This window comes from Corynebacterium sp. LaCa117 (assembly GCF_046717765.1).
In the GTDB taxonomy this organism is placed as follows: domain Bacteria; phylum Actinomycetota; class Actinomycetes; order Mycobacteriales; family Mycobacteriaceae; genus Corynebacterium; species Corynebacterium kefirresidentii.
Genome location: NZ_CP177102.1, coordinates 1,655,777 through 1,669,965 on the forward strand (window position 1 = coordinate 1,655,777; position 14,189 = coordinate 1,669,965).

12 protein-coding genes are annotated in these 14,189 nt (G+C 60.0%); 5 read left to right on the plus strand and 7 right to left on the minus strand.

Annotation, left to right across the window (positions count from 1 at the left end):
* Positions 1–26: 26 nt before the first annotated feature.
* The gene (locus tag ACLI1L_RS08125; RefSeq protein ID WP_394286095.1) at positions 27–1,886 is read right to left on the minus strand and encodes a DEAD/DEAH box helicase; all 1,860 of its coding nucleotides are present in this window, start codon (positions 1,884–1,886) and stop codon (positions 27–29) included.
* A 373-nt stretch (positions 1,887–2,259) separates the two neighbouring features.
* Here ACLI1L_RS08125 and ACLI1L_RS08130 point away from each other — a divergent pair, with 373 nt between their 5' ends.
* Positions 2,260–2,874, plus strand: coding sequence for a hypothetical protein (locus ACLI1L_RS08130; RefSeq protein WP_411707310.1), 615 nt, complete (start codon positions 2,260–2,262; stop codon positions 2,872–2,874).
* On the opposite strand, the gene hutI is transcribed toward ACLI1L_RS08130, so the two are convergent.
* A complete protein-coding gene (hutI, locus tag ACLI1L_RS08135; protein WP_411707311.1) occupies positions 2,871–4,040 on the minus strand; it encodes an imidazolonepropionase in 1,170 nt (389 codons plus the stop codon). The two genes, ACLI1L_RS08130 and hutI, sit on opposite strands and share 4 nt — an antisense overlap.
* Positions 4,041–5,717 (minus strand): urocanate hydratase, encoded by a 1,677-nt coding sequence (locus ACLI1L_RS08140; RefSeq protein ID WP_411707312.1) that lies wholly within the window; start codon positions 5,715–5,717, stop codon positions 4,041–4,043.
* A gap of 188 nt (positions 5,718–5,905) precedes the next feature.
* Here ACLI1L_RS08140 and ACLI1L_RS08145 point away from each other — a divergent pair, with 188 nt between their 5' ends.
* Positions 5,906–6,691 carry an SGNH/GDSL hydrolase family protein gene (locus ACLI1L_RS08145; RefSeq protein WP_408910309.1) on the plus strand — a complete coding sequence of 262 codons (786 nt, stop codon included), beginning with the start codon at positions 5,906–5,908 and terminating at the stop codon, positions 6,689–6,691.
* Here the strand turns inward: ACLI1L_RS08145 and ACLI1L_RS08150 are convergent.
* The 3 genes from ACLI1L_RS08150 to ACLI1L_RS08160 form a co-directional block, all read right to left on the minus strand.
* Positions 6,674–7,264 (minus strand): flavin reductase family protein, encoded by a 591-nt coding sequence (locus ACLI1L_RS08150; RefSeq protein ID WP_411707313.1) that lies wholly within the window; start codon positions 7,262–7,264, stop codon positions 6,674–6,676. The genes ACLI1L_RS08145 and ACLI1L_RS08150 overlap by 18 nt on opposite strands.
* Before the next feature lie 73 nt (positions 7,265–7,337).
* Positions 7,338–8,891, minus strand: coding sequence for a histidine ammonia-lyase (gene hutH / locus ACLI1L_RS08155; protein ID WP_411707314.1), 1,554 nt, complete (start codon positions 8,889–8,891; stop codon positions 7,338–7,340).
* A gap of 78 nt (positions 8,892–8,969) precedes the next feature.
* Positions 8,970–9,677 (minus strand): IclR family transcriptional regulator, encoded by a 708-nt coding sequence (locus tag ACLI1L_RS08160; RefSeq protein WP_411708365.1) that lies wholly within the window; start codon positions 9,675–9,677, stop codon positions 8,970–8,972.
* Between the two features lie 186 nt (positions 9,678–9,863).
* Between ACLI1L_RS08160 and ACLI1L_RS08165 the strand changes: the two genes are divergently transcribed.
* Entirely contained in the window at positions 9,864–11,249 is a 1,386-nt protein-coding gene (locus ACLI1L_RS08165) for an amino acid permease (RefSeq protein WP_086588064.1), read from the plus strand.
* Positions 11,250–11,260: 11 nt separating this feature from the next.
* A complete protein-coding gene (hutG, locus tag ACLI1L_RS08170) occupies positions 11,261–12,193 on the plus strand; it encodes a formimidoylglutamase (protein WP_411707315.1) in 933 nt (310 codons plus the stop codon).
* A gap of 8 nt (positions 12,194–12,201) precedes the next feature.
* Here the strand turns inward: hutG and ACLI1L_RS08175 are convergent, their stop codons facing one another.
* Positions 12,202–13,548: a YjiH family protein gene (locus ACLI1L_RS08175; protein ID WP_284798590.1), complete on the minus strand. Its 1,347-nt coding sequence runs from the start codon at positions 13,546–13,548 to the stop codon at positions 12,202–12,204.
* A gap of 134 nt (positions 13,549–13,682) precedes the next feature.
* On the opposite strand from ACLI1L_RS08175, the gene ACLI1L_RS08180 reads away from it, so the two are divergent.
* On the plus strand, positions 13,683–14,078 hold the full coding sequence (locus ACLI1L_RS08180; RefSeq protein WP_411707316.1) for a (deoxy)nucleoside triphosphate pyrophosphohydrolase: 396 nt from the start codon (positions 13,683–13,685) through the stop codon (positions 14,076–14,078).
* Positions 14,079–14,189: the final 111 nt, after the last annotated feature.

The following is a 14,189-nucleotide window of genomic DNA, read 5'->3' on the forward strand; positions in this document are numbered from 1 at the left end:
CGAAGAGGCCCATTGAGTCGAAAAATTTAGTCGCGCCAGCGTCCACCGCGCTTGCGTCCACCACCGTGGTCACGGCGTGGTGGTCGGCCGGTGTCCTTTTGAATATTGATGAGCTGGCCGGAAATGCGCGTATCTTTTAGGCGCTTGAGCACAGCTGGATCCAAATTCTTCGGCAGGTCCACCAAGGTGTGGCCTACCGCGATGGTGATGCGGCCGAAGTCCTTAGCGGACAAGCCACCTTCGTTGGCAATGGCGCCAACGATAGCGCCAGGCCGCACATTCTGCCGCTTGCCGACGTCCAACCGGTACGTCTCAAAATCCCCATCGGGTCGTTTCGGGCCACGGCCCTTGCCGCCGCCCTTGAAATCACGGTCGCGCTTACGATCGTCCCGGCGATCACGCTTGGGCTTTGGTAGCGGTTTATCCTCCATGAGGAAGTTCTTGCCGCCCTGCAGCATGACTGCGAGAGCCGCGGCGATATCGTCCATTGCCGCATTATTGTCCTCGGAGTATTTACGCACGAGGGTACGGAAGAAGTCAGCCTGCTTATTGTCCATGGAGGCGGTAATGGATTGCGCAAACTTCTCCTTGCGCTTTTCATTGACCTCATCGACGGAAGGCAAATCCATTTCTTCCAAGCGGGCATTGGTTACGCGCTCAATGGAACGCAGCATGCGCCGCTCGCGCGGAGTGACGAACAAGATGGCTTCGCCAGAGCGCCCCGCGCGGCCGGTGCGGCCGATGCGGTGCACGTAGGACTCGGTGTCGTTAGGAATATCGAAGTTAACCACGTGGGTGATGCGGTCGACGTCGAGGCCACGAGCGGCAACATCGGTAGCCACGAGGATGTCCAGACGGCCATCCTTGAGCTGATCGACGGTACGCTCGCGCTGCGCCTGCGCAATATCACCGTTGATGGCTGCGGCGCTAAAACCGCGGTCCCGCAGGGTCTGGGCTACCTCTTCGGTCTCGTGCTTCGTGCGGCAAAAGACGATGATGGCATCATAATTAATGACCTCAAGGATGCGGGTGAAAGCATCCATCTTCGCGCGATGCGGAATGAGGAGGAAGCGCTGCGTGATGTTGTCATTGGTGCGGCGCTCGGACTTCACCGTGACCTCGGCAGGGTTGTCGAGGTAGCGCTTAGAAAGGCGCCGGATAGCGTTCGGCATGGTAGCCGAGAAAAGCGCCACCTGCTTGCGGTCCGGGGTATCCTCCAAGATGCGCTCAACGTCTTCCTGGAAGCCCATGTTCAGCATTTCATCGGCCTCATCAAGGACGAGGAACTGCAGCTGAGACAGGTCCAGCGAGCCCTTTTCCAAGTGGTCGATGACACGACCAGGAGTACCCACGATGACCTGCGCACCGCGACGCAGACCGGATAGCTGAATGCCGTAGGCCTGACCGCCGTAGATAGGCAGTACCTCGACGCCCTTGAGGGACTCGGCGAAGGACTGGAAGGAGTCTGCCACCTGCAGGGCCAGCTCGCGGGTTGGCGCGAGCACAAGTGCCTGCGGGTGACGGGCCTTAGCGTCAATTTGCGACAGAACTGGCAGCGCGAAGGCCGCGGTTTTGCCGGTACCGGTCTGGGCGAGGCCGACTACATCGCGGCCTTCCATCAAGATCGGGATGGTTTCTTCTTGAATGGGGGACGGCTTGGTAAAGCCTACTTTCGCAACGGCTTCCAGAATCTTCTCTGGCAGGCCAAGATGTGCGAACCCCTGGGAGTTGTCGTTGGCCGAGTCTTGAGACTCAGCGCCGGTGTCCTCAGAAGTATTCGCAGCCCTGGTGTCCTTGGTGACACCTTGCGAGTTGTCCTGAGATTCCGACTTTTTAAAATCTTCCGGCTCGTTGACGCCGCCGGTGGCGTTATCGGTAATGCTCATTGCTTCACCAACCCTACGCGATTGCAGCTATAAACTCCATTGCGCAGCTCCTAGGCTTTCCTAGCCCAGATTTCCTGCCCTGTTCGAAACAGTTCGAAAACACTGAAGTATGGTGTCGGGGCGGTCTTCTACTGTGCAGCCTATGAGTCATCCACGCCCACGATTCCTTGACGACCAAGCACGTATCCGCGCCAAGCTAAGTTCTTATCCAGGGTTCAGCACGGAACTGGACCCGCCGGTAGACCTATATTTGTCCTCGCTGTCTACGGGCCTTATATACCCCACTAGACGCAGCCGTCGGCCACAGCGCGGAGAGTTTGTACACATAACAGACCGGCGTTTTCATCTAAACCCCGTCTTTCGCATAACCGGGGTGGAGGATAATTTTGAATTTTATGTGGTGGAGCTAGAGCCAGTGCGCTTTCACTGCACGGAATACGCCGCACGCCCAAAGCTTCTTAGCCTCGGCAGCGTGGTGGACAACGAGAACACAACCTACTTTCCGGTGGAGTTTGATTTCGCATCCCGTGGCAAGTTTGTGACCTTTAGCGCCGTCGATAAGCCGAAGATAGGCCACCTATACTCCTGCTTTACTTCACGGCCCCGGCACCCTTTATGCCTGCGCATAGAATCCACGGAGGACGACAATGGGCTGGTGCGTGCCCAGGTGAGCGAGGTCTATAGCGATTTTGAGCGCGGAGAAAGAAAAGGCCCGCGAAAGGACTATGGTCCCGACAACCTCCCCTACCGGCCACCGGCTTTCACCCGCAGCGACGTAAAGCTAGAGCTAGGGCGCTTTCGTCGCCTCTACGACCCAGAGTCGTGGACTGTCCACGGTGCACAAGACGAAGAAACCCTCTTTATGGTGGAAGATCCGGATGGATCGCGCGCAGTCTTTATCAGCAAGAAGGATGCGTGGCTACATATGACAAAAGAAAAAGGCCGCCGGCTATATCAGATAGCGGCGACCTTTCTAGAAGAGCGCTAGACTCCGGCGATAAAGGTGCGATAGCTCAGCGGCATGCCTGGGCGGTAGGCCAAATGCACGGCGCTGGGGGCGTCGAGCACGTGCAGGTCGGCGGCGGCGCCTTCCACGATGGTGCCCTTAGCGGGTCGGCCCTGCGGGTCGAGACCATTGCCCACGTTGTGGCGACGCAGGGCGGTCGCCCCTCCGGTGGTTGCCGCGTGTATGGCCTCATCAACGGACAGGTACTGCTGGAGGACCGCGGTGGTCACGCAGTAGTTCATCGAGGAGGTATAGGACGTGCCGGGGTTGAGGTTGGAGGCGATGGCGAGGGTTGCGCCGGCGTCGAGAAGCTTGCGGCCTGGGGCTAGCGGCTCGCGGGTGGACAGATCGCAAGCCGGCAGCATCGTGGCCACGGTATCGGAGTTGGCCAGCAGTTCTACGTCCTCGTCGCTCAAGTGATTGACGTGGTCTACCGAGGCCGCACCCAACTCCACGGCTAGGGCCACGCCTGGGCCTTCGCCCAGCTGGTTGCCATGCACGCGCAGGCCAAGGCCTAGCTTCTTACCGGCTTCCAGTACGCGCCGGGATTGTTCCTCGTTGAAGGCTCCGCGCTCGCAGAAGACGTCGATCCACTGCACATAGGGAGCGACGCCCTCAAGCATCGGGCCAACGACTTCGTCGAGGTAATCTTCCGCATCTGCCCCTGGCGGCACCAAGTGGGCGCCAAGGAACGTCACGTCATCTACGTGGCGCGACGCGACCTTTGCGGCCTCTACCTCGGACTCGGTGTTGAGGCCGTAGCCCGTCTTGGTCTCGAAGGTGGTGGTGCCGCCGCGACGGCCAGCGGCCACGCGATCTGCCACCAGCTTGTCCAGGCGGTCGGTGCCGGCCTGGCGGGTGGCGTCCATGGTTACGGCGATGCCGCCAGCCTCATAGGAGCCGCCGGAGATGCGGGCCTCAAACTCAGCGGAGCGGTCACCGTCGAAGACCATGTGGGTGTGCGAATCGACCCATCCCGGCAGGACGGCGCGGCCACCCAGGTCCACCTTCTCATCGGCGGCCGGCGCTTCGGATGCCGGGCCAATCCAGGAGATGGTGCCGGATTCGGCTACCAGGGCGGCGTCGTTAAGCGTGCCGCGCTCGCTGACCGTACGGAGTTCTGAAATGCCGGTAAAAAGTGTGCTCATCTAGTCCCTTGCCTTGAATTCCATTGGAATGCGGACGCCGCGCTCATCGGCGACTTCCTTTGCGCGAGTGTAGCCGGAATCAACGTGGCGGATAACGCCCATGCCCGGGTCATTGGTCAGCACCGCGCGCAGCTTGGCAGCGGCCAACTCGGTGCCGTCCGCAACGGTAACCTGGCCGGCGTGGATGGAACGGCCCATGCCTACGCCGCCGCCGTGGTGAAGGGAAACCCAGGTAGCACCGGAGGACACAGCGGTCATGGCGTTGAGCAGCGGCCAGTCAGCTACAGCGTCGGTGCCATCGAGCATGGCTTCGGTCTCACGGTACGGGGAGGCCACGGAGCCGGAGTCTAGGTGGTCGCGGCCGATGACAATAGGAGCCTTGATCTTGCCCTCGCGCACCAGGTCATTGAAGAGCAGGCCGGCCTTGTGGCGCTCGTTATAGCCGAGCCAGCAAATCCGTGCCGGCAGGCCCTCGAATTCGACGTACTCCTCGGCGGCATCGAGCCAGTTGTGCAGGTGCTCGTTATCTGGGAAGAGCTCCTTGAGCGCTTGGTCGGTGACGTTGATGTCCTCTGGGTCACCGGACAGGGCGGCCCAGCGGAACGGGCCTAAGCCCTCGCAGAAGAGTGGGCGGATATAAGCCGGGACGAAGCCGGGGAATTCGAAAGCGCGCTGGTAGCCGGCCTTGCGAGCCTCATCGCGGATGGAGTTGCCATAGTCAAAGACCTCGGCACCCTCATCCTGGAATTCGACCATAGCCTGAACCTGGGCCGCCATGGACTCACGAGCCTTCTTGGTAAAGGTGGTCGGGTCTGCCTTGGCCTCGTTATGCCAGTCCTCCATGGTGATTTCAGAGGGCAGGTAAGACAATGGATCGTGGGCCGAGGTCTGGTCTGTGACGATGTCCACGGTAAATTCCCCGGCGCGCTGGCGGCGCAGGACCTCTGGGAATACCTCGGCAGCGTTGCCTACCAGGCCTACGGAGAGCGGCTTCTTGTTTTCCTTAGCGTCAAGAACCAGCTTGAGTGCTTCATCTAGGTCGGTGACAACCTCATCGAGGTAGCGCTTATGCTGGCGGCGCTTCAGGCGGGTTTCATCAACGTCGACAATGAGGCAGGCGCCACCGTTAAGGGTGACAGACAGCGGCTGTGCGCCGCCCATGCCGCCGCAGCCGCCGGTCAGGGTGAAGGTGCCGGCCAGGGTGCCGTTGAAGCGCTTCTTGGCCACGGCTGCGAAGGTCTCGAAGGTGCCCTGCAGGATGCCCTGGGTAGCGATGTAAATCCAGGAGCCGGCCGTCATCTGGCCGTACATCATGAGTCCCTCGTCCTCGAGCTTGCGGAAGTGCTCCCAGTTAGCCCAGTCTCCCACCAGGTTGGAGTTAGCAATAAGCACGCGCGGTGCCCACTCATTGGTCTTCCAGATGCCCACCGGCTTGCCGGACTGCACCAGCAGGGTTTCATCGGATTCGAGGTCCTTGAGGGATTCTACGATGGCGTCAAAGGCTTCCCAGCTGCGCGCTGCACGACCGGTGCCGCCGTAGACCACGAGGTCCTCGGGGCGCTCGGCAACCTCGGGGTCGAGGTTATTCATGAGCATGCGCAAGGGCGCTTCGGTCTGCCAGGACTTGGCGGACAGTTCGGTTCCGCGCGGCGCGCGTACTTCGCGTGGTTGAGACATGGCTTCCTTTCTTCGTGCTTTTTCGACGCCTTCCCAAGCCCCCTAGGCCGGTGTCCCGGGGCTGTCCCCGAGGACTTGTTCAGCGTCACATGTCATAAAGTACTGTGACCCAGCTCTGTGTACCATGCCACATGCACCCCAACTGTCTCGTATATGAGACACCTGCGGGATGATCTACGATGGCCTGCATGCGCCGGTACATCCCCTTCCTTTCCGTGGCCCTCCTCGCCGCTTGTTCCACCCCCGCCGAGGAGCCGCAGCCACCCCACTATGTCGCGCTGGGGGATTCCTATGCGGCCATGGGCTCAACCACGCTGCCGCTCGATCCGCCCAATACCTGCGTGCGCGCTCAGGATTCCTACCCCGAGCTTGCAGCCAAGGAAATGGACGCGGAGCTCACCAATGTAGCCTGCCAGGGCGCTAGCACCCTCGACGTACTTTCCTCGGCCGGCGAGCACCCCGCCCAGGTCGACGCCCTGCGGGAAGACACCGACCTGGTAAGCCTGTCCATCGGCGGCAATGACGCCAGCTTCGTACGCCTTACCCAATGCGCCACGGATGATATCTGCCAGGCGGAATCCGGCCCGCAGATAGACCTGGAAATTCGCGATCTACCCCGCCGTCTAGACAAGGTCTACGAGGAGATCCACCGCCGCTCCCCTGCTGCGAAGGTCCTAGCCACCGGCTACCTGCCATTGATTAAGCGTGGCGAGACCTGCCCCTACATAGAAAAAATCCCGGCCAGTGACCGGGAATGGTTGGCACGCTCCATCGAGCGCATCAACCAGGCGGTGCGCGAGGCCGCCGAGCGCAATGGGGCTATATACGTGCTTGCCGACGCCGCCTTAGACCACACCGCCTGCTCCCCCTCACCGTGGGTGGATTTCACGGGCCAGGAGACTAATTCCTTTCCCATGCACCCCACCCACGCGGGCCAGCGGGCTATGGCCGATGCACTACGCGCTGCCCTCTAGCCCGGCGCGTGCGGCGTCGTCGGAGCCGGGAACGCGCATCTCGAACTTTTCTGTGACCACGGTGTAGTCAAAGTAGCCCATGCGCGCGATGGGCTTGATTTTGAGGATGTCGAGCTTGCCTTCCTCATCGATGACGGATTCATCGATATGGATGGTCTTTACATCCGCTACCACGAGGTCGATGGTGCCCACCTTAGAATTGCCGGGCACGCGCAGCGTGGTTTTGTACTGGCACTCGAACTTCACTGGCGATTCTTTCACCATGGGAATGTGGTGATTGTCCGCATATTCCTTGTTAACGGAAAGGCGGTCCCACTCGCTGTCGCCATAGTCAAGCACCTGAGCGGATTTATTGACTTCCTCACGCAGGTCATAGGTGGCCATATTCCACACAAACCAGCCGGTTTCCTCCGCGTTAAGCACCGTGTCCTTGCGGCGACCATCCGGGTATTGGTTGGCCGAAAACATCACCATGGGTGGATCGAAAGTGAGGTTTTGCCACTGGCTATAGGGCGCGATGTTTTCGCGGCCCTCACCATCCACGCTGGAAAGCCAACCAATGGGGCGCGGCACTGTGCTCGCTTTAAAAGGGGAAAACGGCAAGGGGTTGGGCTCAGATTGTGGGCGCCAAGAAATAGTCGACATATTAGCCACGCAGCTTTCCAGTAGCGTTCTCGACGGCTTCGACAAGCGCGCCCTCCTTAACCAGGCGCACGGTCTCCTCGATTTCCGGCGATAGGTAGCGGTCCACACCTGGCCCCTTGACGGTCTCGCGCAGCTTGGCGATGACCGCGCCGGTTCCCTTGGCTGGGGTACCCTCGCGCATGTCAATAGCGCGCGCGGCGGTGAGGATTTCTACGGCAAGCACGCGCTGCAGGCCATCGACGGCCTTGCGCAGCTTGCGGGCGGCGGACCATCCCATGGACACATGGTCTTCCTGCATGACCGAAGAAGGAATGGAATCAGCCGAGGAGGGGTTGGCCAGGCGCTTCATTTCGCTCACGATGCCGGCTTGGGCGTACTGGGCGATCATGTGGCCGGAGTCAACGCCGGGGTCGTCGGCAAGAAAGGCATTCAGCCCGCGGTTGCGCGCCGGGTCCAGGAAACGATCGGTGCGACGCTCAGAAATGGAGGCCAAGTCCGCGGTGACAATAGCTAGGAAGTCAAGCGCATAGGCCACCGGCGCGCCGTGGAAGTTGCCGTTAGAGACCACGCGACCATCCTTGGTCACCACCGGGTTGTCCACCGCGGCAGCTAGCTCGCGCTCTGCTACCTGGGCGGTGTGGGTCAAGGTATCGCGGAATCCGCCAGCTACCTGAGGGGCGCAGCGCACGGAGTAGGCATCCTGCACCTGATTCTTCTTGAACTCCTCCAGCGCGGCCTCCAAGATCTGTGACCCCTCGGCCACCTGGAGGATATTGGCCGCGGCATCGGCCTGGCCCGGATGCGGCCGCAGCTGCTGCAGGTCATCCGCGAAGACCACGAGGGTACCCAGCAGGCCTTCCACGGTCATGGCGGTGGCAATATCGGCGGTCTTTGCGGCCGCGCGCAGGTCAGTAATGGCCAAACAGAGCTGCCCCAGCATGCCATCGGTGCCGTTGATAAGCGCTAGGCCTTCTTTCTCGCGCAGCTGCAGCGGCTCGATGCCAGCTGCAGCCAAGGCTTCGCCCGCATCCTGCAGCTCGCCGTTCACGCGCACCTCACCTTCGCCCAACAGGGCCAGCGCACAGTGAGCAAGCGGCGCCAAATCGCCGGAACAGCCCAGCGAGCCATACTCTCGCACCACCGGCACAATGCCGGCATTGAGGGCCTTGGCATAGGTTTCCACCACTACGGGGCGCACGCCGGTGCGGCCGGTGCACAAGGTGGACAGGCGCAGCAACATCAGTGCACGGATGACTTCTTCTTCCACTTCCGGGCCGGTACCCGCAGCGTGCGAACGCACCAGGGAAAGCTGCAGCTGGGCGCGCATCTCCTCAGGGATATGGCGGCGAGCGAGCGCACCAAAGCCGGTGGAAATGCCATAGACCGGAGTGGGATCTTGTGCTAGTTCTTCCACTCGCTCGCGGGTAGCGGCCACCTCTTCTAGGGCTTCAGACGCAATCTCCACCTGCGCGCCATAGCGGGCAACGGCAACGACATCCTCGATGCTCAGTGCTCCGACATTTACGGTCACGGTGGTTGGGTAGACGTTAGGCATGGCAAATACTCCTCTACATAAGGGATCAACAATTGTGATGTGTCGCGCGACAGCCTAACGCGATGAATGTATGCTACCTCACTTTTTGCGATTGCGGTACATTTTGGCCGCTACCTTGTCCGATACCTCCAGCAAAGCTCGAATGGCGGCGTCTACCTTCGGATCCGACGTCCCTACCGGATACGTCACCGCCACCGCTGCCGCCGGACGATCCAAGTGATCCAGGATGGGCGCCGCTACAGAGGCCTGACCGCGGGTAATTTCTTCAATCTCCTGGTCCCACCCGCGTGCAGCCACCAAACTCAAACGTTCTTTCAATGCAGCAAAGCCGCTACCTCCCGCAGTATCAAAGGCGGCGCGCACCTCCGCATCAGGCAGATGCGCCAGCATCACGCGCCCGGACGCCGTCTTATGCGCTTGCAGGCGCACACCCACCTCGGTCACCAAGGAGGTAGCGCCGGCCGCACGCACCTCCTGCAGATACAAAATTTCCGATCCAGCCATACGTGACAGGTGCCCCGATCCACCCACCAGCGCCGCACACTGTTCCAAGTCCCGAGTGGCCATGCGCACCAAGGGCTGCTGCGTTACATAGGCCGAAGCCATGGAATATGCCGCCAGGCCCAGTCCATAGGTCTTGTGCTCCGGCAGATGGGCTACAAAACCAGCATCAACCATCTCCGCCAGCAGGTGGTATGTAGACGAGCGTGGCAGGTTGAGCTCACCTTGGATGCGGGCGGCAGATATAGGGACGTCAATGGTGGATAACAGCTTGAGGATCTCCATCGCATGACGCGCCGCCGGGACTCTGTTGGTACTCACGGAGGGCAATTTTAAGCACCACTGTGGCGCTTATCAGTGCAGCACACGGCACCAAGTCTGAAATTCCAGACAAATAAATATGTTCCACGACACACTTTTAGAAAATGGAGACCTAGACTACATAAAACCTTTCATACGCTAGGAGATGCCATGTCCCAACACGGCCTTAAACACAGGCACCTGCACTTCATCGCCCTCGGATCCGCGATCGGCACCGGACTGTTTTATGGTTCAGCCGGCGCTATCCAAGCCGCCGGCCCCTCTGTCCTCGTCGTCTATCTCCTCGCCGGCGCGGTGGTGTATTTCATGCTCCGCGCCCTAGGCGAAATGGCCGTGCGCCACCCCATCACCGGCTCCTTCGCCGGCTACGCCCGCATGTTCATGGGCGGATGGGCGGGCTACATCACCGGCTGGATGTTCGCCTTTGAGATGGTCATCGTAGCGCTTGCGGACCTCACCGCCATCGGCGTTTATATGCGCTTTTGGTTCCCAGACGTCTCGCAGTGGGTGTGGGTAGCAGCCACCTTGCTCATCGTGGGCGGCGCAAACCTCGCCACCGTAAAGGCCTTCGGTGAACTGGAATTTGCCTTTACCATCATCAAGGTCGGCGCCGTACTCGCCATGATTGCCGGCGGCCTTGCGGTATTAGCCTTTGGGCTTTCTGATGCCCACACCACCGGCCCCGTCAACCTCGTCAACGACGGTGGCTTCTTCCCTAACGGCCCCACGGGCATGATCGCTTCTTTCATCCTCGTTCTCTTTGCCTTTGGCGGCACCGAAATCATCGGTGTTGCCGGCAGCGCAGCCCAGCACCCAGAAAAATCCGTACCCAAAGCAATCAATACGGTGCCCATGCGCATCCTGCTTTTCTATGTCCTTGCCATCGCAGTCATTCTCATGATCACCCCATGGCGCGAGATTACCGGCGAGCAGTCCCCCTTCGTCCAAATCTTTAATACCCTCGGCGTTTCCTGGGCTGCAGGTTTGCTCAACTTCGTGGTCATCACCGCCGCTTTATCGGCCATCAACGCCGACCTCTTCGGTGCAGGACGCGTTATCACCGGCCTTGCCCACCAAAAGCACGCCCCCAATTTCATGTCCAAGGTAGTGCGTGGCGTACCCGTAATGACCACCATCATCCTCATCGCCACCATGATCATTGGCACTATCCTCAATGCCCTCCTGCCGGAAAATATCTTCGAGGTCATCGCCTCGCTAGCTACCTTCGCCACCGTGTTTGTATGGCTCATGATTCTGCTGGCTCACCTGTACTCCCGGCGCGGAATGAGCACACAAGACGTAGCGAACCTCAAATACAAAGTTCCCTTCTGGCCCTATGGTCAGTACCTGTCCATCGCATTTATCCTCATGACCTTCGGCATCATGGTCTGGCAAGAGGAATACCGCATCTCCCTCGTTGTGGGCGTGGCCTTCATCGCCATTATGACGGCGGTTTATTTCCTCACCAACCGGCACGAAGTAACACATGAGGATGAACCCACCGAAGAGCCAGAAGAACTCGTCGTTTCCGCCTAACATCGAAAACCATGAACACTGAAAAAGCTGAACTTTTCACCCCCGCCCCCGAATGGTCCGGCCGCTCCGATGGCCCGGGACCAGAGCACGCGCGCTGGCATAGCGTTATCAATCAATCCACCGACTCCCCCGCCCCCGTAACGCTTCTGGGGTTTGCCTCCGATGAGGGCGTGCTGCGCAATGGCGGCCGCCAGGGGGCAGCCGCAGGCCCGGCCGCGCTGCGAGCTGCCCTAGGTTCCTTGGCAGTCCACCATGAGCATGCGCTTGCCGACGCCGGCACGATCACCACCCAGGCCGACGACCTCGACGGCGCCCACGATGCTCTTTCCGATAAAGTGCAGGAACTCGTCGAGGCCGGCACCCTCCCCATCATCCTGGGCGGCGGGCACGAGACTGCCTTTGGCTCCCACCGTGGCCTCTACCGCGCGGTAGGCGCCACCAAGATCATCAATCTGGACGCTCACTTCGATCTGCGCCGCGCGGACCACGCCACCTCCGGCACCCCGTTCAAGCAGATTTCGGAGCTTTCCGACGACTTCGACTACACCGTGTTGGGAATCTCCCGCCCCAATAACACCGCTGTGCTTTTCGACGAGGCAGAGAGCCTGAACGTCGCCATCACCCTGGACGAGGAACTAGTCAATCTCACCCCAGCCGAGTGCGCTGAGCTAGCCGCCAAGGCTACCGAGGGCAAGGACAAGGTCCACTTGTCCATCGACCTCGACGTTTTGCCAGCGTCCACCGCGCCGGGAGTATCCGCCCCGGCGTCGCTAGGCGTCAGTTATGAGCGCATCCGCGCCATGGCCGTAGCAATTGCGCGGACGGGCAAGCTGGCCCTGGTGGACGTCGTCGAGCTCAATCCCACCTTTGACATAGATAACCGCACCGCCAAAGCGGCGGCGCGGCTTATCGATGACATCGTCACGGCCCACCTCGGGGCCTAGCTCTTAAATCAAAACAGCAGGTGAGCAATCGGCGTGGCGATAAGAATGGTCAGCGCCACGCGCTCGAACCAAATGATGACCAGGTGGCTCAGCTTCACCGGAATCTTGGTAGCCAGGATGCAGGGCACCAGCGCGGAGAAGAAGATAATGGCAGAGACTGCCACCACGCCGATGACGAACTTGAGCACCATGCTGTCGCTGCCTGCCACTGCGGTGGCGGGCAGGAACATTTCTGCAATTCCCATGGCCGCACCCTTGCCGGCTTGTACCGGCTCCGGCAGCCGCACTACCCACGCGAATGGGTAGAACAGGTAGCCAATCCACTCAAAGATGGGTGTAAAGCGCGCCAGCAACAGGCCGATGAGACCCACCGACATGATGGAAGGCACAATGGCCGCCGCCATGCGGACGCCATCGCGCAAGTTCTCCCAGATGGACTCCCACAACGACGGTGCGCGCTGTAGCGCCAGCATCGCCTCGCGCCACGCATTTTTGATGCGCGAGCCTTCTACCGGCTTTTCCGGATCTGGGTGTGCGTCCGCAAAATACTCGTCCGGAATGGTGCGCAGCGGGGGAATCCGCACGGTAATGGCGGTAACCACAAAGGTCACGATGAGCGTGACAATGAAGTAGGTGCCCCAGACCTTCATCAGGTCAAGCTGCTTGGCCACGATGACCATGAAGGCCGCAGAGACCGTCGAAAAGCCTGTGGCAATAATCGCTGCCTCGCGCCCGGTATAGCCGCCCTTTTGATAGACGCGGTCCGTGACCAAGATTCCCAGTGAATACGAGCCTACAAACGAGGCCACCGCGTCAATTGCTGAGCGCCCCGGAGTCTTCCACAGTGGCCGCATGATGGGCTGCATGAGCACGCCGACAAATTCCAGCAAACCAAAGCCAATGAGAAACGCGAGGAAAGCACCGCCAATCGGCACGATAAGCCCAACCGGAGTGGCAATGGAGTTCCACAAGAATGGCACCAGGTCCTCGTCACCGAGCACCCACGGCAGTGCGTCGATGACCATCAGGAACGAAACCACCGCGCCCACAATATTGAGCACCGCAAAGACTGCCTGAAGCACGCTTTCTTTAAACGCGCCAGTAGTAAAACTGCGCACCGTTCCGTACACGGCCAGGGCGAAGATAATCCACGGCACCGCCGCCGGAATCCCTTCACGCACCATGGTGACCATGTGGTCCAAAGGAATGGAGCGCTTATCCTGATACGTCACCGGCAGGAAGAATACGAACGCTCCAATCGCGCTATATAAAAAGAGTTTCCACCGTCCCCCAGGCTGCGGGATTTCCCCGTCATGGCTCTGGATGGAGGAGTAAACCGATTCGGTAGAAGTCACAGTAAAACCGTCCCCTCAAGCTTGCCTACAAAAATCAAGCCCGCGTGACAGCCTTTACGCGAACATTAGGGATATGTTAGCTAAGTAACAGCTCACTGTCTAGACGTTTTCGAGATCCAAGGCACAATAGAGTCATGTCTAAACCCATCCGCGTCGTCGGCGCTGTCTTCCATGACGGTCAGCGCTTCCTCGCCTGCCGCAAGAAGCCAGGCAAGCCACTAGAAGGTCTCTGGGAGTTCCCAGGTGGAAAAATAGAGCCTGGTGAAACACCTCAGCAAGCCCTAGCTCGAGAAATACACGAAGAGCTCAACCTCAAAGCCGAGGTGGGAGCTAAGGTCGCGACAACAACCTACGAGTACGAATTCGCCACTATTGAGCTAACGACTTTCTATTGCACGCTTATTGACGGCGATCTCCACCTGACCGACCATGACCTTGCACAATGGGTTACCCCCGCAGAGGCCACCAGTTTGGACTGGGCTCCCGCTGATATTCCAGCGGTAGAAGCATTAGCTTCTACTCACAACTAAGGAACGAAAGTTCCTTTCTTTCGTAGTGTCCTTTCGTCAGCATTCGGCGGACATCCTCCGCTAGACGCAACACCAGCGGGAGAATATTTAGTCACTAATGCTCTCTTATGC